Raw genomic sequence first — 22,861 nt, 5'->3', positions numbered from 1 at the left:
ATCGGCACCGGGCGCTCAGCGATCGAACGAGGCGACCCCGACCGGACCGACCCCGATGCACAGGCCGAGCCCCGGCGTGAAGGCGCCGACCCGCAACGCGGTGCCGCCGCCGATCACCCGCACGTAGACGGTGTGCACCCCGGCGCGCACCGGGACCACGACCGGCTCGCCGTCGCCGAGGGCGACGGTGATGCGGCCGTCGCGGTCGGCGAGGTAGTTGAGCTGGGCGGTCCACTTGTTCTCGATCATCGGACCGTCCAGCGGCAGATCCACCGGGGTCGGCCCGGTCACGCGGTGATCGCAGCCCGGTTCGGGGCCGGGCAGGATGTGCCGGTTCCACCAGACCACCGCGTCGACGATGTGCCCGTCGTCGGTGATCATGCGCAGCCGCGGTGTCGAGTCGGCGAAGGCGTCCTCGCCTGCGATCGGCGCGAAGACCTGACCGGTGAGATTCTGCGGATAGGCGACCGGCGCCAGCACCTCCCAGGGCACCTCCTGCTCGAGCAGCGGCGCGTCCTGCCGCGGTAGTTCGGCGGCCACGGTCGGCAGGTAGGTCCGGGTGCGGTTGGTCCACCACGAGTCCGCGTAGGTCAGCGTCGAGACCAGGCTGCCGGCCACGAATGCCGCGGTCAGCGCGAAGGCCGGACGGCGGAACGGGACCGGGCCGCCACGACGGGCGGGGGCACGGCACACCAGGGCCGCGGCGACGGTGAGCACCACGGCGACATCGGCGAGGTAGCGCAGCGACTGCATGATCTCGGTGGCGGTGTGCGGGCCGCTGCGCAGCAGGGCCAGCGGCAACTGTGCCAGCACCACGTAACCGATCGCCGCCGCCAGCACCGGCAGCACGTGCCTGCGCCGGGCGAGCACGAGCGCCACCGCGAGACCGGTGAGCACCCAGCAGGCCGCGACCACCCAGCCGGGCGGCGCCGCCCACGGGGTCGCGGGCACCCAGCGCTCCCACCGCCACGGCCCGCCGAACAGCGCGGGCACCACGCCGCGACCGGTGGCGCTGCGCACCAATTCGCCGACGTCGTGCCGGTCGTGGGGTTCGCTCGTCAGGTCGACGACGCTCAGATACACCGCCGCCCAGCCGGCCAGCACCACCGCCGACCCCAGCCACAGCACCCGACCACGGCGCGCCACCGTGCGCACCGGCCGCGGGATCCCCCGCACGTGCAGCGCCAGCGCCGCCGCCGCGAACGCGGTGAACGGCACCACCACCGACTTCTCGAAGAACGACAGGGCCACGACGAGCACCGCGATCCCCGACCAGGCGAAGCGGATCCGCCCGGTGCGCACCAGCCGGACCGCGTCGGCGATCAGCCAGGCCAGCGCGATCTGCAGCGGCAACGCGTTGAGCGCGGCCGCCCACCACACGAACGCGGGCAGCGTGAGCGGGCAGAACAGGTAGAACGCCAACGGGATCAACACCACCGGCCGTCGGCCGAGCAACACCAGCAGCATGCGCAGCACGGCCAGCGAAGCCGCCAGTTGCAGCACCACCATCGTCAGCACCGGGCCCGCCCAGACCAGCGGCGCGGCACGGGTGAGCACCCAGGCGGTGGCGAACGCCAGCGGCATGAAGTGACCGTCGTGGTCGTGCAGCAGCAGGTCCGCCGAGAACAGGTCGTAGCGGCCCGCGCGGCCGACCAGGATCAGGTCGTCCCAGTAGAAGTAGCCGCGCGCGGCGATCCAGCCGCGCAGCGCCAGTTGCGCCAGGATCAACGCCAGCGCCGTCAGCAGCACCGCCCGGCGCAGGGACCGGCGGCGCGGCGTGGGGGCAGCCGCGGCGGGCGCGGCACGGTCGAGCGTGCGGACGCCCTCGACCATGCCTGCTCCTCGCCGTTCCGCCGAACCTCTCCGATCGCCCGGCGGTCCACCGGGCGATCCGCGTGCAGGTTCCCAGTCTGCCCGACCGTGCCGCGCACCCCCGGACGCCGGGGTGACCGCTGTAGCGGATCACCACCCGCACCGATGCCCGATTGTCGGGTGTACCGTTGTCGGCCCTGGTCGCAGGGGCGGCGCACGGTAGGTTGGCCGAGCAGGCCAGTTCGGGGGAATCGAGAACATGATCCGGTCGCTCATGTGGGCGGTGGCCGTGGCGGTTTCGGCTGCCGGGAGCGCCGTCTCGCGAGTAGCGCTTGTGTTGCCTTTTCCGCCCGAGCATCCGGCCACGGGTCGACCCGGTTGGTGGCGGCAAGTCGTGGAGGCGCCCGCCCTGCTGGCCGCGAATCGGGTCGTTCGGGCGGCGATGGGCGCCCTGGCCGCGGCGATCGTGTTCACCGCCGTCTTCACCGTGGCGGAAGTCTTCTACGTGCGCGCAACCCTGTCCGCGACACCGCTGGAATACGGGCTGGTGACGACCGCGTTCGTCGCCGGACGGCTGCTGACGTCGGTGTGGCCTGCGCCGAAGATCGCGCCGCAGCACCAACGCCGCACTCTGGTCGCGGCCGGACTGGTCATGGGCGCGGGCCTGGCCGGCGCCGGCCTGTCCGGATCGCTCCTCGGCGCGGCGATCGGGTTCGCCGCCGCGGGCGTGGCGAACTCGCTCCAGGTCTCGGCCATCACGGTGCTCATCGCGACGCACGTGCCGCCCGCGGTGAAAGGCCGCGCGTTCGCCGCGATGGGCTCGGTCAACAACGCGGCGACGATGTTCGGCACGCTGCTCGGCGCGCCGGCGGTCGCCGGCGTCGGTGCGGGTGGGGCATTGGTCCTTGCCGGCGCAGGCACCGCGGCGGCGACGGCGGCGGCAGCTCCGGTGCTGCTGGTCCGAGGCCGCGGACAGCCAGAGGATGGTGTCGACAGGATGCCGTCGACACGCCGGCCCGGGCGGGCGGGTGGTCCCCGGAACGGCGCACCGCCGCCGAACTCGTCGGCGGTGTCAGCCTCCGGTCAGGCCGGTGTTGACCTTCACGACGACCTGGTCGGCGGTCACCTCCTGCACCGCGACGTCGAGACCTTCGGCGGGGCGGGTCTCGCCCATCGGCACGGTCACCTGCTGACCGGCGATCTGCAACGTGACCAGGTTGCCGTCGACGGCCACCAGTTGCGCGTCGACGCCCAGGACACTCACCTGGGCGTCGACCCCGCGGGTGAAGGTGATGGTGCAGCCGCCGACATTGCAGTCGGCGGTGGAGCCCGGTCCCTCGGCGGTGCAGGCGGCACCGAGCGGGACGAGCAGGGCGAACAGGGACAGGGCGATCAGCCGGCGAGGACGCACTGCGCCAGTGTAGAAGGGATACGGACCTTTCGGACACCTCCCGGTGGAACTCCCCCGGACGTGGGATGATCCGGAGGGTGGACGGCGAGCACGACACCCTCGTGCGGGCGGGCGAAGCCCTGCCGGACATGGTGGCGCGCCTGGCCGACCTCGTGGGCTGCGAATCCCCCTCGGACTCCCCCGCCGACCTGCGCCGGTGCGCCGACCTCCTGGTGTCCTGGCTCGCGCCGTTGCTCCCGCACCGCGTCGAGGTGCTCGAACGCGACGGCCTGCCGCACGTCCTCGCCGCCGCCGCGCACCCGACCGTGCTGCTGCTCGGCCATTTCGACACCGTGTGGCCGCTGGGCACCCTCACCGACTGGCCGTTCACGGTGCGCGACGGAATCGCGAGCGGGCCGGGCGTTTTCGACATGAAGGCGGGCATCGTCCAGCTGGTCACCGCACTCGCCCTGCACGGCGACCCCGGCCGGGTGAGCGTGCTGCTCACCGGCGACGAGGAGATCGGCTCCCGCAGCGCGTGGACGCTCATCGAGGAGCAGTCCCGGCGCGCCGGGGCGGTCCTGGTCTGCGAACCCGCCGCCGACGGTGGGGCCGTGAAGGTCGGCCGCAAGGGAATCGCCAACTACGACATCGAGATCCGCGGCCGCGCCGCCCACGCGGGCCTGGAACCCGAACGCGGCATCAACGCCGGAGTCGAACTGGCACACCAGATCCTGGCGCTCACGGCACTGTCGGACCGGGACACCACCGTGACCCCCACCGTGCTGTCGGCGGGCACCACCGGCAACACCGTACCCGAACGCGCGCACTGCCACGTCGACGTGCGGTCCTGGACGACCGCCGCCATGGCAGACGTCGACCGCGCCCTCACCGGCCTGCGCCCCCACCTGCCCGGCGCCGAGGTCGTCGTCACCGGCGGCATCGACCGGCTCCCGTTCGAGGAACGCGCGGCCGCGGGCCTCCTCGCCCACGCCGAGGCGGCCGCCGACGAACTCGGGCTCGGCCCGCTCGCCACCGCCACCGCGGGCGGCGTCTCCGACGGCAACATCAGCGCCGCCGCCGGCGTCCCCACCCTCGACGGCCTCGGCGCGATCGGCGGCTACCCCCACGCCCGCGACGAACACGTGCAGGTGCACACCATGCCCCGCCAAACGGCCCTGCTCACAGAGTTGCTGGCACGGTTGGCACAGCGGCGCCCCGGTCGTCTCGAGCGGTAGTGACCGCACCGCCGCGGCCCCGCCGTCCACCGACGAGCCCGCGACTACACCGGCCGGGGTGCGCCGGGACGGCGGCGTGATTCTCGTCGGACGGACGGTGGCGTCGGCGGTATTGTGCGGGTGGGAGGAGGTCGTCGTGCGGTTGCCGGGTGCTGGGGATGTCTTCGCCGGGTATCGGATCGTGCGTCGGCTCGGGGCGGGCGGGATGGGGACGGTGTATCTGGCCGAGCATCCTCGGCTGCCGCGGCGGGACGCGGTGAAGGTGCTGGATCCGGAGTTGGCGGCCGATCCCGGGTATCGCGCGAGGTTCGAGCGGGAGGCCGAGCTGGCGGCGCGGCTGGAGCACCCCAACGTGGTCGCCGTCTACGACCGGGGGCGCGAGGGCGAGTTCCTGTGGATCGCCATGCGTTATGTCGACGGGGTGGATGCGGGCGAGCTGGTCGCCGCCGAACCGGCCGGGTTGCCCGCCGAGCGGGCCGTCGGGATCGTCGCCGCGGCGGCACGCGGGCTCGACGCCGCGCACCGGCGCGGGTTGCTGCACCGTGACGTCAAACCCGCGAACATCCTCGTCTCCACCGACGACGACGGCGCGGACGTCGTGCGCCTCACCGATTTCGGCATCGCCCGATCGCTCGACGCCGCGGCGACCACCTCCGGCTCGGTACTGGCCAGCTTCGCCTACGCGGCGCCGGAGACGTTCGCCGGTGGCCCGCTGGACGCCCGCACCGACGTCTACGCGCTCGGTTGTACGCTCTACGAAATGCTCACCGGCGCTGTGCCGTTCGCGCGGCGCTCGCCCGCCGCCGCCATGCAGGCCCACCTGTACGAGCCGCCGCCACGCCCGTCGGCCACGCATCCGGCGCTCGCCGCGTTCGACCCGGTGATCGCCCGGGCGCTGGCGAAGGTACCGGCGCACCGGTACGGGAGTTGTGGCGAGCTCGCGCGGGCGGCGACGGCGGCGCTGGCGGCGAGCACCCCGCACCGTTCGGCACCCCACCGGATGGCGCCTCCCCCGCCGTCGGGGACGACCGGACCGGCCGGCGGTCCCGGTGTCACCCCGGCGGACCTCTCCCCCGCCCCGCACCCCACCGCCTCGGCGCAACCTCGAACACCGTCGGAACCGGGCATTGCCGGGCCGGCCGGACCACCCCGTTCCGCTCGGCTGCTGCTGATCGCCACCACGGTGGCGGCGCTCGTCGTGGCCGCGGCGGTGGCGGCCCTCCTGGTCCGCGGGAACAGCACCGCAGGCACGCCGGTCGCGACCCCGTCACCGGCGACCACCACGACGCCACCGGCGACCACCACGCCGCCACCGACCACCACCTCCGCGTGGGGTCCCGCCGCCTACATCGTGGCCGCGTTCCCCGATCTGCTGCCGTCCGAGCCGACGGGCACCGGCTACCAGGGCATGCGCTGCGCCCGCAACGACGACGAGGGTTCGTGGCTGCACTGCCCGGCCACCACCGACGACGGCATCAACGTCAACATCCGATGCGACCCGTCGCGGGCGCCGGTGACCTACCGCTCGGACACGCTCGGCCTCACCGACATCCACGAGGAATCCTGGACGCGGCCCTCCGGGAGCGGCACGATCCGGTGGGCGACCGACGACACCGCCGGGTTCGGACTGCTCGATGTGGCGTTCGACGACCCCGATCGCCACTTCTGCCTGGTCTCGGCCAGCGGCGGCAGCGGCGGGCAGGATGTGTACGACCGATGGTGGCGCTCGGCGCCGCTCTGAGAAGGAGAGCCGGACATGGCGATGCCGCCGGGGACCGTGTTCGCCGGTTTCCGCATCGAGCGCACCCTCGGCTCGGGCGGGATGGGCACGGTGTATCTCGCCCGGCATCCCCGGCTGCCGCGCTCGGTGGCGCTGAAGGTGCTGGACGCGGCGGCGGGCGCCGACCCCGAGTTCCGCGCCCGGTTCGCCCGCGAGGCCGATATCGCGGTGCGGCTGGACCACCCGCACGTCGTGGAGATCTACGACCGCGGCGCCGAGGACGAGCGGCTCTGGATCTCCATGCGGTACGTCGCGGGCCCGGACGCGGCGCGGCTGATCCGGGAGCACGGGCGCCTACCCGCGCGGCGCGCGGTCGACCTTGTCGCCCAGGCCGCCGCCGGATTGGACGCCGCCCACCGCCGCGGCCTGCTGCACCGCGACGTGAAGCCCGCCAATCTGCTGGTGGCCGCCGACGACGACGGCGGCGACCACGTCTTCGTCGCCGACTTCGGCATCGCCCGCAGCCGCGACGACGCCGTCCGCCTCACCGGCGCGGGCGCGCTGCCCGCCACCCTCGGCTATGTGGCCCCCGAGCAGATCGACGGGCGCGAGCCCGATCACCGCAGCGACCTCTACTCCCTCGGTGTCACCCTCTACCAGATGCTCACCGGCGCTTTGCCGTTCACCGGCACCACCCCCGCCGAACTCCTCCGCGCCCACCTGCTGGAACCACCACCCCCGGTGACCCGGCGCGCCCCGGACCTTCCGCGCGCCCTCGACGACGTCCTCGCCACCGCCCTGGCCAAGGATCCCGCCGAGCGTTATCCCGACTGCCACGCCCTGGCGGCCGCCGCCGCGGCCGCGCTCGCCGACCACCCGCCCGGTCCGGAAGCCGCGGGGCCGGAAGCCGCGGGGCCGGAACAGAACTCCGGCCGAGCAGACCGTCCGCACCAGCCCAGTCCGCACCGGGCGGGTCCGGCGCCGCACGCCCCGGCTGCCGCGCGCGCGACGGTCCGACCGCTCCCGGACGGCAGCTCCGCTGCCGCGCCCGACAACCACCGGACCGCACATCCTCCCGGTCGCCCCGCCGCCGTGTGGTGGGGTGCGGGGGTCGCGGTCGCCGGTGTCCTGGCGGTCGCCCTGGTGCTCGCGTTCGGCCGCACCGCCACCACGGTCCCGGGCAGCGCCGTCGCCGGGCCCACGACGAGCCCACCGCCGGTCACCTCCGGCACCGCCACCACCACCGTCGCGACGAACCCCGCCTGGGGCCGCACCGGCGAACTCGCCGCCCTCCTCCCCGGCCTGATCCCCGACACCCCGGCCGCCACCGGCTACCAGGGCGCCCGCTGCACGCCGTTGGACGTGCTCGACAACGGCCGCGCCCCCGCGCTGGAATGCGTGCAGGACAACGGCATCCACTTCTACGCGTGGTCCTTCCGCCCGGGCGACCCACGCCGCGACGAGACCTTCCGCACGGCCGTCGCCGACGACACCACCCGCGAGGAAGTGTGGCAGCGCGATTCGGGGACCGGCCGGGTCCGCTGGACGCACTACGCCGGCGGTGACACTGGCCTGCTCACGGTCACCTTCGACGATCCCGCCCGCGCCTGGATCGTCCTCGACGTCTCCTGGGACCACCACACCGGCCAGGACCTCTACGACCACTGGTGGGCGACCGCACCGCTGTGAAAGCGCGGGGAGAACAGCGAACAACCACCAACATCGAGTCTCGGCACCGGAACACCTGCTGTCGGCACAGGCCGAAATCGCACGTCGCAGCGCAGGGGTGAACCGACGGTTCACCCCCTTTGAACAGCACACTTCCGTACAAGAGGGAGAACGCCGGTTTACTTCCTGGTGACGGCCTGGCTATCCTACGGACGCCGACCGCGCCGGTGTCGCGCGCGGCATGGGACGGATCCGGTCCACGCGACCGGCGACGCAGAAGGGAATTCGAGATGCAGATCGGCAACTCCGTCGCGGTGGTCACCGGCGGTGCCTCGGGCCTCGGCCTGGCCACGGTGAAGGAACTGCACCGCAACGGCGGCAAGGTGGTCATCATCGACCTGCCGTCCTCCGACGGCGAGAGCGTCGCCAAGGAACTCGGCGACGGAGTGGTCTTCGCCGCGGCCGACGTCACCAACGAGGAGCAGGTGAGCGCCGCCCTCGACGCCGCCCAGGAACTCGGCACGCTGCGCATCGCCGTCAACTGCGCCGGCATCGGCAACGCGATCAAGACCGTCGGCAAGAAGGGCGCGTTCCCGCTCGCCGACTTCACCAAGGTCGTCAACGTCAACCTGATCGGCACGTTCAACGTGATCCGCCTGGCCGCCGAGCGCATCGCCGCCACCGATCCGGAGGGCGAGGAGCGCGGCGTCATCATCAACACCGCATCCGTCGCCGCCTTCGACGGCCAGATCGGCCAGGCCGCCTACTCCGCCTCCAAGGGCGGCATCGTCGGGATGACGCTGCCGATCGCGCGCGACCTGGCCGCGATCAAGATCCGGGTCGTCACCATCGCGCCCGGCCTGTTCCACACCCCGCTGTTTGCGACGCTGCCCGACGAGGCGATCGCCTCGCTCGGCGCGCAGGTCCCGCACCCGTCGCGGCTGGGTGATCCCGGCGAGTACGCGGCGCTGGCCCGGCACATCGTGGAGAACCCGATGCTCAACGGCGAGACGATCCGCCTCGACGGCGCGATCCGGATGGCGCCGCGCTAGTCCCCGGGCCGATAAGTTCTGGGCCGATCAGTTCTGGGCAGAGGAGTTCGTCGGCCGCTGGGTGGTGCCGCTCGACATCACGTCGGCCCACCACCCGGCCAGCGGGCTCGGGTCGGGCCAGATCACGGGGTCGGTGTCCTGAGGCTCGCCGCTGCGCACGGGAGTGTTGTCCATCATCACGCTGCCATTCCTTGTGCGATACCTGTCGCGAGCGGCACCCGCTGCGGTCGGGCCGGACGGCTCGGCCGCAGCGGGAACCCTCACGTGATCTCGCCCCGGCACCATCGGCGGGGCCATACGCGGGGTGGGTACCACGGGGGCGCGGAGCCAAACCCGCCGGTTCGTTCCCCGCTCATCGGCGCGCGGGGATGCCCTCGCTCATGCCGAAGCTGGCCTCCTCGGGACTGACCAGGCCCAGCAGCGACAGCGGCCGCGGCGTGACGGCGTTGGTCAGGTAGGTGAGGGTGATCGCCCAGCGGTTGACCCCGCGCGGCACCGCATACGTGTGATAGGCGCGCGCGACCACCTTGGCGGGCAGTCCGGACAGTCGCACGCCGAGCGGATTCGCGACGGCGAAGCCGGGGCCGAGGTCGACCACCAACCCCATGTCCTTGTGCCGGTAGGGCGCCTCGCTGCCCGTGCCGAGACTCGCCGCGACATTGCGGGCCAGCGCCTTGCCCTGCCTGCTCGCGTGCTGGGCGGTCGGTGGCGTGATCTTGCCCGGCGCGGTCAGGTCGGGCACCGCGGCGGCGTCGCCGCCGGCGAACACGTCCGGGTGGCCGGGGACCCGCAGGTATTCGTCGACCACCAGACGCCCCCGTTCCATCGGCAGTCCCAGCGTGGCCAGGATCGGCGCGCCGGTCACGCCGGTCACCCACGCGACGGTGTGGGTCGGCACCACCGTGCCGTCGGTGAGCACCACGCGGTCGTCGTCGAGTTCGGCGAGCGTGGTCTGCAACCGGATGTCGATGCCGCGGCCGCGCAGCACCTCCAGCACCTTGTCACCGAGGCGTTCGCCCACCTCGGGCATCACCCGCTCGGCGGTGTCGAGCAACAGGAACCGGATCTCCTCGCGGGCGAAGCCGCGGCGATCGGCGTAGGTGTCGGCGAGGGCGCGCAACTGGGCGACGAGTTCGGTGCCCGCGTAGGAGGCGCCGACCACCACGAACGTGCGGCGCGCCCGGCGCACCTCGGGGTCGTCCTCGTGGTCGGCCAGTTCGAGCTGGCGCAGCAGCTGCTCGCGCAGGTACAGCGCCTCGGCGACGGTCTTGAGCCCGCGGGCGTGCTCGGCCAGGCCGGGCACGTCGAACAGCCGGGTCACCGAGCCGGGTGTGAGCACCAGCCGGTCCCACGACAGCTCGCGGGGTGCGTGGTGCGGGCTGGTGACGGTGATCGTCTTGTTCGCGAGGTCCACCGACTCCGCAGTCGCGACCACCAGCCGCACCCGAGGCAGCGAATCGGCCAACGAGATGACGACGAAGCGCGGATCGATCAGCCCGCCCGCCACGTCCGGCAAGAGCGGGGTGTACAGCATGTAGTCGTTGGGGGTGACGAGCACGATCTCCACATCGTCCTCGCCGGTCCAGGCCAGCGTGCGGCACAGGTGCTTGGCGCACGTGAACCCGGCGAATCCGCTGCCGACGATCACCACTCGCCGCCGGCTCGCGGCCTGTGTCTGCGACACGATCGGCCACCTCCTTCGTTTCGGCTCTCCCCCGGCCATTCCCGGCCTGGTACCGCCGAAACGGGTTTTCGTCGGCCCACCGAACGCGTGGTCAGCGCGGCCGAGCCGGACGGTGGCGGTCTCGCTCACCGCCGTGTTCGACGGGCTCGCGACCGGGCAGGCCGGCTTCGCGGTGTATCAGCGCGGCAACCTGCGCCGCACGCCCGAGCGGCCGACGACCGAACCGGAGGCGGAGGCGCACGCCGGATCGCGCACGCCCGGGATCAGTGCGCGGCGGCCGGATCGGCGCGCAGTGCGGGCAGGAAGTACGTGCGCACCCAGCGCAGCACGGCCGCCGGGTCGTCGGGGTCGATGGTCTCCCCGGGCACGGTGCCGAGGCTGATGAGGACGCGGGCCAGCCATTCCGACACCTCGGCCAGGTCGTGGCCGGGGTGGATCTCGCCGCGGGCGGCGGCGGCTTCGACGAACGGGCGCCAGAACGCGGCCAGGTCGGGCACCAGACCGGAGACACCGGCGCCCGCGCAGGCGGCGAACTCCTCCGGTTCGTCGGTGCGCAGCCGTAGCAGCAGGGCGCCGGGGTCGTCGTAGGCGCCGCGCCCGATCCGGACACCGGCGGCGACCTGTTCGGCGAAGGTGCCGATGCGCTCCAGCTCGGCGCCGGCGTCCTGCCAGAAGGTCTCGTTCAGGCGGACGATCGCCGCGCCGATCAACGCGGGTTTGTCGGGGAAATGGCGGTACAGCCAGGCGCGCGAGACGCCGGCCGCCTCCGCGACCTCGCTGACCGTGGTGGCGCGGATCCCCTTACTGGCCAGCAACTTTTCGGCGGCGTCGAGCAGCCGGTCCACCACCGAGACGGTCGGTGCCTCGCTCACGCGCCTCGCTTTCGCCTCGAGCCGCCACGGCAACGGCATCCGGTTTCGCGAAAACCCTAACAAAGGGTGGACAGATCTGAGAATGTGACTACTTGTAGACAGAATCCTAAATCTGTCTACCCACCGCGTCCACCGACGCCGGGGCCCGGCGGAAAGGGATTCGACGATGTATCTCCCGCGCACAGCGGTCATCGGGGCGGGCATCAGCGGGTTGACGGCGGGCAAGATGCTCACCGACTACGGCGTGCCCTATGTCTGCTTCGAGTCCTCCGACCGGATCGGCGGCAACTGGGCCTTCGGCAATCCGAACGGCCACAGCAGCGCCTACCGCTCGCTGCACATCGATACCTCCAAGCACCAGTTGTCCTTCCGCGACTTCCCGATGCCCGCGGACTATCCGGACTTCCCGCACCACACCCAGATCAAGGCCTACCTCGACGACTACTGCGCGGCGTTCGGCCTGGCCGAGCACATCGAGTTCGGCAACGCCGTCGAACACGCCCGCAGGCTGCCCGGCGGTGGCTGGGAGCTCACCACCGGGCGCGGCGAGACCCGCCGCTTCGACCTGCTGGTCGTCGCCAACGGCCACCACTGGGACCCGCGCTACCCGGACTTCCCCGGCGAGTTCGGCGGCACCGTGCTGCACGCGCACCACTACATCGACCCGTGGACGCCGCTGGACTTCACCGGCAAACGCATCCTGGTCGTCGGGCTGGGCAACAGCGCCGCCGACATCGCCGTGGAACTGTCCGCCAAGGCGCTGGGCACCACCCTCACCCTGTCCACCCGGTCCGGGGCCTGGATCGTGCCGAAGTACATCGCGGGCCGCCCGGCCGACAAGTACTACCGCACCAGCCCGTACCTGCCACTGTCCTGGCAACGCAAGATCGCGCAGTGGGGGCAGCCGCTCACCGCGGGCAGACCCGAGTCCTACGGGCTGCCCACCCCGAACCACAAGTTCTTCGAAGCACATCCGACGCAGTCGGTGGAGTTGCCGCTGCGCCTCGGCTCCGGCGACGTGGTCGCCAAACCCGATATCGCCCGGTTGGACGGGCACACGGTGCATTTCGTCGACGGCACCAGCGGCGAGTTCGACATCGTCGTCTACGCCACCGGGTACAACATCACCTTCCCGTTCTTCGACCCGGAGTTCATCAGCGCCCCCGACAACCGGATCGACCTCTACAAACGCATGTTCGCCCCCGGCGTCGAGGACCTGGTCTTCGCGGGTTTCGCCCAGGCCACGCCCACGCTGTTCCCGTTCGTGGAGGCGCAGGCCCGGCTGATCGGGGCCTACGCCGTCGGCCGCTACCGGCTGCCGTCCCCGGACCGGATGCGACGCGTGATCGCCGAGGACCAGCAGCGCTACACCGGGCACATGCTCGACCGTCCCCGGCACACCCAGCAGGTCGACTACTTCCTCTACGAACACGACCTGCGGGTGCGCGAACTCCCGGCCGGCGCCGACCGCGCCCGGCGCCAGGGTCCACCGCCCTGGGCGCGGGTGGCCGAGGACGACGCGGTGACCGCCGGCGGTGCCCGATGAGCACACGCACCGAGATGGCTTTCGATTCGCACGGCACCACCTGCCATGCCTGGTACTTCCACGGCGGTGACAGCCCCTTCGCGGGCGAGCGCGGCAGGCCGGTGGTGGTGATGGCGCACGGCTTCGGCGGCACGAAGGACTCCGGGCTCGAACCGTTCGCCCGCCGGCTCGCCGCCGCGGGGCTGGCCGTGTTCGCCTTCGACTATCGCGGCTTCGGCAGCTCGGAAGGCCAACCGCGGCAACGGGTCTCGATGCGCGGGCAGGTCGAGGACTACCGTGCCGCGATCGCCGCGGCGGGGCGGGCCCCCGGTGCGGACCCCGCGCGGATCGTGCTGTGGGGCGTCTCGCAGTCGGGCGGGCACGCGCTCACCCTGGCCGCCGAGCGGGCCGACGTGTGCGCGGTGATCGCCCTGGTGCCGATGGTCAGCGGCCTGGCCGCGGGCAGGCACGCGTTCGCGCAGCGGGGCGCGGCGCCGATGGCCGCCGCCACGCTGGCCGGGCTGCGCAGCGCCGTGGCCACCCGGCTCGGCGCGGCCCCGACGATGATGCCGCTGGTGGGCAGGCCGGGCGAGCGAGCCGCACTCACCGCTCCCGGCTACTACGAGAGCTATCGGGCGCTGGCCGGCCCGACCTGGCGCAACGAGGTCGACGCGGCGGTGGGCCTCGAGCTCGGTGGTTACCGCGCCGACCGGCACGCCGACCGCATCACCGCCCCGGTGCTGGTGCAGATCGCCGACTTCGATCGCGCCGCACCTCCGCAGGCGGCGGCCAAGGCGGCCTTCGCCGCGCGCGCCGAGGTCAGGCACTACCCCTGCGACCACTTCGACGTGTTCGCCGGAAACCCGTGGTTCGATCCGGTGGTCGACCATCAATTGCGCTTTCTGACCAGGAAATTGGGCGCGGCCGGACAGCCCGCTCCGGCGACCGCGGAGCCGGCGGAATGAGCGACCACCACACCCCGGGCACGGCTCTCGTGATCGGCGGCGCATCCGGCATCGGGCTCGCCACCGCCCGCGCCTTCACCGCCGAGGGCTACCGCGTCGTCGCCGACATCGACGAAGACGCCGCCCGGAACTCGGCGCCACCGCGCTCGGCATGGACGTCACCGACGAAGAGTCCGTCGCCACGGGCATCGCGGGCATCGCGAGTCCGACCGCGGTGGTCGATCGCGCCGGACTGTCCATGCCCGGCCCGATCACCGAGCCGGCGCCGGCGCACTGGCAGACGACCGTCGACGTGTGCCTCACCGGCAGCTTCCTGGTGATCAAGCATGCCGGACGGCACATCGCCGAGGGCGATCGACCTCAACGGCGGCGCCCACCTGCGCCGCTACCCGGACATCCTGGCCAGGGTGGCCGCCATGACCGACGGCGGGTGATCCCGGCCGCCGAACTCACGGGGCGCCCGCACCTTCCAGCGTGGCGGTGCCGGCCACGGTGTAGGCGAACGAGCGTTCCGGGCGGACCCAGAGCGTGCCGCCCGCGGCGGTCACCCCTTGGGATTTCAGTTCGCGTTTGAGGATCTTGTTCGTCGCGGTGGCGGGCAGATCCCGGTTGAACCGGACATAGCGCGGCCATGCCTTCGGCGACAGGTCGGCCTGCGCGCGCAGGAAGTCGGCGAACTCCTCGGGGGTCAGGGAGGCGTTGTCCTGCAACACGATCGCCGCCATCACCGCATCGCCCACGTGCTCGTCGGGTACACCGTAGACGGCCACCCGGTTGAGCCCCGGCAGGCGCTGCAGCACGCGCTCGATGGGGCCGGCCGCCAGGTTCTCGCCGTCCACCCGCATCCAGTCGGCGGTGCGCCCGGCGAGGTAGATGAAGCCGTCGCTGTCCTTGTAGGCCAGGTCGCCGGACCAGTACATCCCGTCGCGCAGGCGTTCGGCGGTGGCGTCCTCGTCCTTGTAGTAGCCCACGAACAATCCGGCGCCCTGCGAGTTCACCAGTTCGCCGATCGCCTCGTCGGCGTTGACCAGCGCGCCGTGCTCGTCGAACCGGGCGGGCGGGCATTCGGTCACCGTCTGCGGATCGTAGACCGCGACACCGGGGAAGCCCTTGCCGATCGAGCCCGACGGAGTGTCCTCCTCACGGGTGATGATGATGGCCAGTTCGGTGGAGCCGAAGCCGTCCCACACCGTGCAGCCGAACCGGCGGGAGAACTCGGCGATGTCGCGGTCGGTGGCCTCGTTGCCGAAGGCCACCCGCAGCGGATTGTCGGCGTCGTCGGGGCGTTCCTCGGTGGCCAGGATGTAGGCCAGCGGCTTGCCGACGTAGTTCATGTAGGTGGCGCCGTAGCGGCGGATGTCGGACAGGAACGTCGAGGCCGAGAACTTCGCGGGCACCATCGCCGCGCCGCTGCACAGCGCGACGCTCAGGCCACCGAGAATGGCCGCGGAGTGGAACAGCGGCATGGACAGGTAACAGATGTCGTCGGGACCGATGCCGAAGCGTCCGGTCAGCGGCGGACCCGCGAACGGAACCATCATGTGCGCCAAGCGGACCGGTTTGGGATTGCCGCTGGTGCCGGAGGTGAAGATGAGCATGAAGGTGTCCATCGCGCCGGGCACGCTCAGCGGTTCGAGTTCGCCCGCGTGCGCGACGGACTCGGCCCATTCCGGCGCCGAGGTGTCGACGACCCGCACGCCGGGCAGTTCGAGGCCGTCGAGCAGGGCGCGGTGGTCGGCATCGGTGAGCACGATCTGCGCGTCCGCGCGGGCGATGTCGTCGGCGAGCGCGACGCCGCGGCGGGTGTCGTTGAGCCCGACGGTGACATAGCCGCCGAGTGCGCCGGCGGCCAGCGCGAACAGCATCTCGGGGGTGTTGCCCAGCAGGGTGGCTACGTGCGGCGGCCGGTCCCGGTCGGTCATCGCCAGCACGGCGGCGGCGCGGCGGCGCGCGCCGTCGACGTACTCGCGCCAGCTCCACCGCCGGTCGGCATAGCTGACGGCGAGATCGTCGTCCTCCGCGCGCGCCTGGAGGAGTGCGGTGACTGTGTCGGCCATGTCCCGAATCTAGAACGCGTTCTCACACCGCGTATACAGATTCGGGAAATTGTCTACTACCCGGCGCGGGAAGCGGTTCAGCCGTGCGGGTTCGCCTTGTGGTAGGCCTCCACCACCGCGGCCGAGACCCGCCCGCGGCTGGAGACCTGCATGCCGTTCTCCTGCGCCCACCGGCGGATGGCCAGCGTCTGGTCCTGCTCGGTGGCGCGGCGCGACCGGGGCGCCCGCGCGCCGCCCGCGGCCTTGCCCACCCGGCGCGCGAACGGCGTCCACTGCGCGAACAGGGCTCGCAACTGCTCGGCGTTCGCGGTGCACAGGTCGAGCTCGTAATGCACACCGTCGAGCGCGAACGACACCGTCTCGTCCGCCACGGATTTCCCGTCGACGTCATCGACCAGCAGCACGGTCACCTTGCGAGCCATCAATTCCCCTCACATCACATGAATGAGCAAAGGACACAAGCGTAGCCACTCGCCCGAGCCCGCTTCCAATCGGAAGCGGCGCGGCGCGCGCGGACCGTGGACCGGCGGCGGAACTCAGGCGTCCGCGGCGGTTTCGGTGGCGCGCAACGCATCGACGATCGATGCGCGGATCGGTCGCCAGCGCACCCCCAACTCGGCGAGAGTGCGCGAGTCGTCGGTGGGCGTGGCGGCCGTCAGCAACCACGCGGCCTCGTAGCTCAGCCCGGCACTGATCGGCATCACGCGCGAGAGCAGATCGGTCGCGCGGCCGATGCCGCGAAACAGCGCGGGCGAGAGCGGCACCCGCCGGATCCGCCGTCCGCTCGCCTCTTCGAGCAGATCGACGATCTCGTCGAAGGTCAGCAGATGGCCGCCGCACAGGTACCGCCGCGGCCCGCGCCCCGGGCGCATGAGCGCCGCGTGCACCGCGGCCACGTCCCGCACGTCGACCATCTGCATGCCCCCGCGCACACTGGGCGCCCAGCCGCTGCGCAGCATCACCGCCCAGCCCTCGGCGGTGATACCCGCCTGCGGGCCGAGCGCGGGGCCCACCACGGACGAGGGATAGGTGATCACCAGCGGCGCGCCCGCCGCTTGCAGGGCACGGGCGATCCGGTCCGCAGTGGATTTGGTGCGACCGTAGGCGCTGCGGCCCGCCGCGGTGGGACTGTCGGGCGTGATCACCGGGTCCGGGCACGGGAACAGCGCGCTGTAGCTGGCGACGTGCACGATGGGATCGAGTCCGCGCGCGGTCGCCTCGGCCAGGATGCGCCCGGTCGCCTCGACGTTGACCTCCCACATCAGCGCCTCGCGCCTGCTGTCGGTGCCCACCACGCCCGCCGCGTGCAGCAGCGCGTCGCACCCGTCGAGCAGCGTGGCGACCACCGCGCGGTCGCGGATGTCGCCCGCGACGGTGGTGAGACGATCGGCGCCCACCCCGAACAGGGCCGTCACCTCGGTGGGATTCTCGGCCGGGTGGACGAGCAGGCGCACCTCGTGCCCGTCGGCGAGCAGGGCGGCGACGGTGTGCGCGCCGAGGTAACCGGTGCCGCCGGTGACCGCGATCAGCACGGCGCCCATCCCGTCGGTCGGCGCCCGCCGCATGACTCGGCCACGGTCCGCTGCATCCTCGACCTCATCTCTCTCCGGTCCCGGGTACCGAGACGCGCGCCCGCACGGCACAATCGGCGGGAGCTCTGCCCGAAACCATAATCGATACCACTGGCATCGTAATAGCGATCTGGGAGTCGCATGACGACATCGGCAGCCGCACCCACCGACCCGCCCTCGCGTGGCGCGGGCCGGCCCCGTGACGAGACGATCGAGCACCGCGTGCTCCCGGTGGTGCGGGCGATGCTGATCGAGACCGGCTACGACGAGCTCAGCGTGCGTGGCGTGGCCGCGCGCGCCGGCGTCGGCCGGGCCAGCATCCTGCGCCGCTGGGCCAGCAAACCGGAGCTGGTGCTGCACGCGGTGCTCGGCGAGGTTCCCGACCTCACGCCGTTCGCGGGCACGGACCGGCGCGGCTGGGTGGAGTGGGTGCTTCGCGGCAGCCGGGAACTGTTCGCCCGGCCCGAGGTCCGTGCCGCGGTGCCCGGGCTGCTGACCGCGCTCGACCGCGATCCCGATCTCAAGCACCGGCTGTGGTCCGGATTCAGCGGCCCGGCGGCGGCCCTGCTCGCCCCCGCCGACGCCGACCCCGAGCGGGCGGCACTGCATGCCCGCGCGCTCATCGCGCTGGCGGCCGGGTCGGCGCTGTTCCTGGAGCTGGTCGCCGAGGACGACACCGGCGCGATCCACGAGCACATCACCCGGCTGATCCTCGACGCGACGGTGCCCGACCCGAAGGGCGCGGCACCGCGGGGTGATTCGATCGCCGACGACGAGAGGCCCTGAATCCGGGCGGCGGGCACCCGGCCGCGACCGGACTCCGGCGCGTCGGACGCCTCAGGCGCCGAACCGGTCGACGCTGTCGCGTCCGCCCACACCGGAGGCGAATTCCCGGACCCGCCACGGCCCGCCCGCGTCGGCGGCCAGCGGCGGCGTCGCCCCGCCCGCGCCGTCGTGCAGCCCGGTCAGCATCTCGCGCAGCGCCTCGACCGCGGAATGCCGTGGGGTCCAGTTCAATTCGTCGTGCGCGCGGGCGGTGTCCAGGATCGGCAGGCGCAGGACGGTGTCGAACAGCCCGGGTGTCGCGGGCACCAGCCGCAGCCGCCAGCCCACCGACAACGCCCCGCGCACCAACCCCGCGGGCACGTCCACCGGGCGGGCGCCGAACAGTTCGGCGAGCCGATCGCGGTCGAGCACCGGCGGCGCGGCCAAGTTGAACGCACCGCGCACCGGCAGCACGACGGCGTGGGCGAAGGCGCGGCCCGCGTCGGCACTGTGGACGGCCTGGAACCGCAGTCCCTTCGGCACCGGAAGAATCGGAAGTCCCGGCCGCACCAGCGCATTGGGCACCAGCGGCCCGGCGAACAACCGGCGCTGCTGGCTGGCCGAGGACCGTTGGAAGACGAACGACGGCCGCATCCGCACCACCCGCATCTCCAGGTGGGCGCGCTCGAACGCGTCGAGCACCCGCTCCACGTACGCCTTCTCGCGCGGGTAGGCCGCCAGCGGCCAGCCGTCGGTGGGCCAGGTCTCGCGCACCGGCTCGTCGTCGCGCGCCGGGGAATACGCGGCCACCGAGGAGGCGCACACCAGCGTGCGCACCCCCGCCGCCGACGCGGCGGCCAGCACCCGCTCGGCCCCGATCACGTTGTTGTCCCAGGTGTCGGCGGGGCGATGGGTGGGCTGGAACAGCCACGCCAGGTGCACCACGGCGTCGGCGCCGCGGAAGGCCGCCACGAGGTCGTCGGTGCGGATGTCGGCGCGGTGGAACTCGACCCCCGGCGGCAGTTCGCCGGGACCGCGCCGGGCGACCCCGACGATCGAGTCGACCTCGGGTTCCCCGCGCAGGGCATCGACGACCGCCGTGCCGATGTTGCCCGTCGCCCCCACCACCACTACGCGCATGCCGCGCTCCTTCCCGGCTGACGCCGACGGCGCCGGGCCCCCGGGGTGCGGGCCCGGCGTCGCTGGGAGACCGCTCAGGACACGGCCTGGCTGACGGCGTTCGGGCCGTCGTAGGTGCGGTCGGGGATCTGCTCCAGCGCGCGGACGATGTCGTCGTCGGCGCCGTTGCTCTTGGCCGCGGAGACGATGCCCTCGCGGTCGCACGGGTAGTCCACACCCGACAAGAACTTCTGCACCTGGATGGGGTTCACCTGCTGACCCATGTGATCTGCTCCTTTCCCCTCGAGGTCGATCGATGTCGGACGTGGGCCGCAGTACCACGCGGGGTGGATGTCAAACCGGCGCCGGTTTAACCACACCGGTTCGTGGAACAGCGACAGCGACTGTCCGAGGCGAACGGGAGGCTTGGCATGCGGGTCGACGGCGGCACGGAGGAGACGGGTACCGACAGCAGTCTGGGGCCGGAGGCGGCCGAGCGGATCACCGGCGGCGAGGCGACCGTGGTCGTGCTCGGCGACGCCGTGCTCGACGTCTGGAAGTGGGGCCGCTGTGAACGCCTGTGCCGTGAGGCTCCGGTGCCGGTGGTGGACGTGCACCGCGACTCCGCGGTCCCCGGCGGTGCCGGCAACACCGCCGCCAACCTGGCCGCGCTCGGTGCGCGCACCCGCCTGGTCGGCCTGGTCGGCGCGGACGCCGAGGGCGCGGCGCTGCGCGCGGCGCTGGAACGCGACGGCGTGGACGCGAGCAGGCTGCACGCGGTGCCCGGCCGTGCCACACCCGCCAAGATCCGCATCCTGGCCGACGACCAGATCCTCCTCCGCTACGACGAAGGCGACACCGGGCGGGCCACCCCCACCGACCTGGACGCGGTGGCCGAACTGCTCGACGAGGCACTGGTCGACGCCGACGCGCTGGTGGTGTGTGACTACGACGGCGCTCTCGGTGACGCGTTGTGCCCGGTACTGGCGCGCCGGCGGGCGTCGCTGCCCCTGGTGGTGCTCGACACCCACCATCCCGACCGGTGGCGCGACCTGCACCCCGACGTGATCACCCCCAATGCCGACGAGGCCGCCGCGGTACTCGGGCTGGCCCGCGCCGACACCGGCCGCGACGTCGACGACCGGGTGCGGCTGTTCGACGAGCACCGCGAGGAATTGTTCGCCGCCACCGGCACCAGGGCCGCGGTGGTCACCCTCGACCGGGACGGCAGCGTGCTGCTGACCGGTGACCGCCCCGCGCACCGCACCTGGGCGCAGCCGGTGCCCGACAGCCAGTCCGCGGGCGGGGGCGACACCTTCGTGGCGGCGCTGACGCTGGCGCTGCTCGGCGGCCTGCCGCTCACCGCGGCGGTCGAGCTCGCCCAGGCCGCCGCCGACGTGGTCGTGCACCGGCCCGGTACGTCGGTGTGCACCCGCACCCAGCTGCGCGAACGGCTCGACCGCGCGGGCGGCGCGGTGCTGTCCCGAGCGGCGTTCGTCGAGGTGGTCCGCCGCCACCGCGCCGAAGGCAGGCGGGTGGTGTTCACCAACGGCTGCTTCGACGTCCTGCACGCGGGCCACATCGCCTACCTCAACGAGGCCAAACGACTGGGCGACGTGCTGGTCGTCGCGGTCAACTCCGACAGCAGCGTGCGCGCGCTCAAGGGCCCGGATCGGCCGGTGAATCCCGACCACGACCGGTGCGCGGTGCTGGCGGCGCTCAGCTGCGTGGACCATGTCACCGTCTTCGAGGAGGACACTCCGGTGGAACTGTTGCGCGCCACCGAACCGGATCTCTACGTCAAGGGCGGCGACTATCGCCCGGAGATGCTGCCGGAGACCCCGGTGGTGCGCGAGTACGGCGGCGAGGTGCGGGTGCTGACCTACCTCGCCGACCACTCCACCTCCGCGGTCATCGAACGCATCCGGTCGCGCGTCACGGCGGGCAGGTGACCCCGGCGGTGATGGAGATCGATGTTCTCGTCCCGACCCGCAATCGCCCGACCGAGCTCGCCACGACCCTGTCCGGCCTTGCCGCCCAGGACTTTCCGGATTTCGGCGTGATCGTCAGCGACCAGTCCGACGACGCGCCCAGCTACGACACGCCCGCGGCCCGGACGATGGCCCGGGTGCTGCGCAGGCACGGACACCCGGTGCGGTTCGGCAGCCACTGCCCACCGCGCGGCATGGCCGAGCATCGCGCCCACCTGCTGGCGCAGTCGCGGGCGCGGTATGTGCTGTTCCTCGACGACGACGTGTGGCTCGAACCCGACACGGTGCGCCGGATGCACGCGTCCATCACCGAATGGGGGTGCGGCCTGGTCGGCTGCGCGGTGCAGGGTTTGTCCTACCTGTCGGATTTCCGGCCGCACGAACTGGAGCCGTTCGAGCGGTGGCGCGGGCGGCCCGAACCCGAGCACATCGTGCGCGGCGAACCCGCCTGGGAGCGCTGGCGACTGCACAACGCCGCCAACCCCACGCATCTGGGCGAGGCGGTGGCCACCGAGCCGGGGGCCCGGGTGCCCTACAAGATCGCCTGGGTGGGCGGCTGCGTGCTCTACGACCGCGCGGCGCTGGTGGAGACCGGCGGGTTCGACTTCTGGACCGAGTTGCCCCCGCAGCACAGCGGCGAGGACGTGCTCGCCCAGCTGCGGGTGCTGGCCCGCTACGGCGGCGCGGGGATCCTGCCCAGCGGCGCCGTGCATCTGGAGTCCCCGACCACGGTGCGCGAGCGCCCGGTCGAGGCCTACGAGATCGTGCCGCCGGACTTCTGGCCGGAGCGGGCGGTGCGCGGCGGGCGCTCGGCGCGCCCGTGACGAGCCGACACGAAAGGGGAAACCATGTCCCAGCCATCGGGCGAGCACGCCGGCTACGACCCCGACCACGACCCGGACGCCGACCCGGAGATGCTGCAACCGGAACGCGTGCGCCCGCAACCGGATCAGGCCGAGGGCGAGGACGACGACGAGGCCGGTTGACGCCCGGCCGCACCCGATTCCGTCCGCACACGACACGGTCACCGCGATCCCGGAGGTTCGCGGTGACCGTCGTTCGTGGATCCGGGCCGTCCGGTCAGCGCATGGCGCCGCGTCGGCCGGTGACGAGGCCGACCAGGAACAGCAGGATCACCGCACCGCCCAGGCAGGTGAAGAAGCTGAACCACAGGCCGCCGCCCTCCACGTCGACGCCCAGCAGCTTCAGCAGGAAACCACCGAGCAGACCGCCGATGACGCCGACCACGATGTTGAGCAGGATGCCCTGCTGAGCGTCGGTCTTCATGATCTTGCTGGCGATCCAGCCCGCCAGACCGCCGATGATGATCCACCCGATGATTCCGAGACCGAGCATGATCTTCTCCCATCCTCGTTGGTACAACCGCACGCCGTTCGACGTGCGCTGCGCAGGAGATACCCCGCATCGCCCG

General features: G+C 72.6%; 21 protein-coding genes. 11 read left to right on the top strand and 10 right to left on the bottom strand.

The window, feature by feature from the left end; genetic code table 11:
• Window positions 1-15: 15 nt before the first annotated feature.
• Window positions 16-1,833: a hypothetical protein gene (locus tag CRM89_RS05135; RefSeq protein WP_098083356.1), complete on the bottom strand. Its 1,818-nt coding sequence runs from the start codon at window positions 1,831-1,833 to the stop codon at window positions 16-18.
• A gap of 373 nt (window positions 1,834-2,206) precedes the next feature.
• On the opposite strand from CRM89_RS05135, the gene CRM89_RS30775 reads away from it, so the two are divergent.
• The 5 genes from CRM89_RS30775 (at window position 2,207) to CRM89_RS05105 (ending at window position 8,880) form a co-directional block, all read left to right on the top strand.
• Window positions 2,207-3,292, top strand: coding sequence for an MFS transporter (locus CRM89_RS30775; RefSeq protein ID WP_172964445.1), 1,086 nt, complete (start codon window positions 2,207-2,209; stop codon window positions 3,290-3,292).
• A gap of 8 nt (window positions 3,293-3,300) precedes the next feature.
• Window positions 3,301-4,440 (top strand): M20 family metallopeptidase, encoded by a 1,140-nt coding sequence (locus CRM89_RS05120; protein WP_216641960.1) that lies wholly within the window; start codon window positions 3,301-3,303, stop codon window positions 4,438-4,440.
• A 136-nt stretch (window positions 4,441-4,576) separates the two neighbouring features.
• The gene (locus tag CRM89_RS05115; protein WP_098086879.1) at window positions 4,577-6,181 is read left to right on the top strand and encodes a serine/threonine-protein kinase; all 1,605 of its coding nucleotides are present in this window, start codon (window positions 4,577-4,579) and stop codon (window positions 6,179-6,181) included.
• A gap of 15 nt (window positions 6,182-6,196) precedes the next feature.
• Entirely contained in the window at window positions 6,197-7,849 is a 1,653-nt protein-coding gene (locus tag CRM89_RS05110) for a serine/threonine-protein kinase (RefSeq protein WP_098083353.1), read from the top strand.
• A 269-nt stretch (window positions 7,850-8,118) separates the two neighbouring features.
• Entirely contained in the window at window positions 8,119-8,880 is a 762-nt protein-coding gene (locus tag CRM89_RS05105; protein WP_060591733.1) for a 3-hydroxyacyl-CoA dehydrogenase, read from the top strand.
• A 27-nt stretch (window positions 8,881-8,907) separates the two neighbouring features.
• Here the strand turns inward: CRM89_RS05105 and CRM89_RS30770 are convergent, their stop codons facing one another.
• The 3 genes from CRM89_RS30770 to CRM89_RS05090 form a co-directional block, all read right to left on the bottom strand.
• The gene (locus CRM89_RS30770; RefSeq protein WP_157838381.1) at window positions 8,908-9,057 is read right to left on the bottom strand and encodes a hypothetical protein; all 150 of its coding nucleotides are present in this window, start codon (window positions 9,055-9,057) and stop codon (window positions 8,908-8,910) included.
• A gap of 175 nt (window positions 9,058-9,232) precedes the next feature.
• Window positions 9,233-10,564 (bottom strand): NAD(P)/FAD-dependent oxidoreductase, encoded by a 1,332-nt coding sequence (locus CRM89_RS05100; protein ID WP_371391959.1) that lies wholly within the window; start codon window positions 10,562-10,564, stop codon window positions 9,233-9,235.
• Window positions 10,565-10,827: 263 nt separating this feature from the next.
• On the bottom strand, window positions 10,828-11,475 hold the full coding sequence (locus CRM89_RS05090; RefSeq protein WP_098083351.1) for a TetR/AcrR family transcriptional regulator: 648 nt from the start codon (window positions 11,473-11,475) through the stop codon (window positions 10,828-10,830).
• A 127-nt stretch (window positions 11,476-11,602) separates the two neighbouring features.
• Here CRM89_RS05090 and CRM89_RS05085 point away from each other — a divergent pair, with 127 nt between their 5' ends.
• Both CRM89_RS05085 and CRM89_RS05080 read left to right on the top strand, forming a co-directional pair.
• Window positions 11,603-12,982, top strand: coding sequence for an NAD(P)/FAD-dependent oxidoreductase (locus CRM89_RS05085; RefSeq protein WP_098083350.1), 1,380 nt, complete (start codon window positions 11,603-11,605; stop codon window positions 12,980-12,982).
• Window positions 12,979-13,926: an alpha/beta hydrolase gene (locus tag CRM89_RS05080; protein ID WP_098083349.1), complete on the top strand. Its 948-nt coding sequence runs from the start codon at window positions 12,979-12,981 to the stop codon at window positions 13,924-13,926. Before CRM89_RS05085 ends, CRM89_RS05080 begins: the two co-directional genes overlap by 4 nt.
• Window positions 13,927-14,375: 449 nt before the next feature.
• Here CRM89_RS05080 and fadD1 read toward each other — a convergent pair whose 3' ends face one another.
• From fadD1 to CRM89_RS05065, 3 genes are all read right to left on the bottom strand, one after another.
• A complete protein-coding gene (fadD1, locus tag CRM89_RS05075) occupies window positions 14,376-15,983 on the bottom strand; it encodes a fatty-acid--CoA ligase FadD1 (protein WP_098083348.1) in 1,608 nt (535 codons plus the stop codon).
• 77 nt (window positions 15,984-16,060) lie between these two features.
• Entirely contained in the window at window positions 16,061-16,405 is a 345-nt protein-coding gene (locus CRM89_RS05070; RefSeq protein WP_086844560.1) for an Lsr2 family protein, read from the bottom strand.
• A 114-nt stretch (window positions 16,406-16,519) separates the two neighbouring features.
• Window positions 16,520-17,548, bottom strand: a complete 1,029-nt coding sequence (locus tag CRM89_RS05065; RefSeq protein ID WP_011208947.1) for an NAD-dependent epimerase/dehydratase family protein — start codon at window positions 17,546-17,548, stop codon at window positions 16,520-16,522.
• A gap of 147 nt (window positions 17,549-17,695) precedes the next feature.
• Between CRM89_RS05065 and CRM89_RS05060 the strand changes: the two genes are divergently transcribed.
• Complete coding sequence (locus tag CRM89_RS05060) at window positions 17,696-18,340, top strand: TetR/AcrR family transcriptional regulator (RefSeq protein ID WP_060591747.1); 645 nt, start codon at window positions 17,696-17,698, stop codon at window positions 18,338-18,340.
• Between the two features lie 51 nt (window positions 18,341-18,391).
• On the opposite strand, the gene CRM89_RS05055 is transcribed toward CRM89_RS05060, so the two are convergent.
• Together CRM89_RS05055 and CRM89_RS05050 are read right to left on the bottom strand one after the other, a co-directional pair.
• Window positions 18,392-19,459, bottom strand: a complete 1,068-nt coding sequence (locus CRM89_RS05055) for an NAD-dependent epimerase/dehydratase family protein (protein ID WP_098083347.1) — start codon at window positions 19,457-19,459, stop codon at window positions 18,392-18,394.
• A 74-nt stretch (window positions 19,460-19,533) separates the two neighbouring features.
• A complete protein-coding gene (locus CRM89_RS05050; RefSeq protein WP_011208944.1) occupies window positions 19,534-19,722 on the bottom strand; it encodes a DUF2795 domain-containing protein in 189 nt (62 codons plus the stop codon).
• 147 nt (window positions 19,723-19,869) lie between these two features.
• On the opposite strand from CRM89_RS05050, the gene rfaE2 reads away from it, so the two are divergent.
• Genes rfaE2 through CRM89_RS30765 form a run of 3 tightly spaced genes read left to right on the top strand, consistent with a single transcriptional unit; the run spans window position 19,870 to window position 22,415 of the window.
• Window positions 19,870-21,390 (top strand): D-glycero-beta-D-manno-heptose 1-phosphate adenylyltransferase, encoded by a 1,521-nt coding sequence (rfaE2, locus tag CRM89_RS05045; protein ID WP_098083346.1) that lies wholly within the window; start codon window positions 19,870-19,872, stop codon window positions 21,388-21,390.
• A gap of 11 nt (window positions 21,391-21,401) precedes the next feature.
• Complete coding sequence (locus CRM89_RS05040; protein ID WP_050768272.1) at window positions 21,402-22,253, top strand: glycosyltransferase family A protein; 852 nt, start codon at window positions 21,402-21,404, stop codon at window positions 22,251-22,253.
• A 24-nt stretch (window positions 22,254-22,277) separates the two neighbouring features.
• A complete protein-coding gene (locus CRM89_RS30765) occupies window positions 22,278-22,415 on the top strand; it encodes a hypothetical protein (RefSeq protein WP_170986911.1) in 138 nt (45 codons plus the stop codon).
• A 94-nt stretch (window positions 22,416-22,509) separates the two neighbouring features.
• On the opposite strand, the gene CRM89_RS05035 is transcribed toward CRM89_RS30765, so the two are convergent.
• Window positions 22,510-22,785 (bottom strand): GlsB/YeaQ/YmgE family stress response membrane protein, encoded by a 276-nt coding sequence (locus CRM89_RS05035; RefSeq protein ID WP_011208941.1) that lies wholly within the window; start codon window positions 22,783-22,785, stop codon window positions 22,510-22,512.
• Window positions 22,786-22,861 lie beyond the last annotated feature (76 nt).

Source organism: Nocardia sp. FDAARGOS_372, assembly GCF_002554515.1.
Taxonomy (GTDB): Bacteria; Actinomycetota; Actinomycetes; order Mycobacteriales; family Mycobacteriaceae; genus Nocardia; species Nocardia farcinica.
Note: the sequence above shows the minus strand (reverse complement) of the source record. Positions and strands in the feature narration are given on the sequence as shown.